Annotated in this window: 1 pseudogene; it reads right to left on the reverse strand. The window is 45.1% G+C overall.

From position 1 onward, the window contains the following. Window positions 1-255 (reverse strand): annotated as a pseudogene (locus tag VQ643_RS16450) (IS3 family transposase); the annotation flags it as partial.

Genomic DNA, 255 nt, shown 5'->3' on the forward strand with positions numbered 1-255 from the left:
TCACAGTAAATGCGGTAAACGCGCTTATGGTTCCATTTAAAACCTTTGACATTACGCAGGTACAAGAAGCATAGGCCAAATCCCCAGCGCTTTTTATTGTCGGTTAATCGAAGCAGCCAATCAGCAATCTGCTAGTTCTCAGCATTGAGCTTGCTTTGATAGTAAAAACAGCTCTCGCTAATACCTAGACAGCTGCAAGCAAGGCGAATGCTGATGGCATGTTTGATTATCGCCTCTTTCGCCATCTCCTTGCGC

This window comes from Pseudomonas sp. F1_0610 (assembly GCF_047470865.1).
Lineage (GTDB): Bacteria > Pseudomonadota > Gammaproteobacteria > Pseudomonadales > Pseudomonadaceae > JAZDRH01.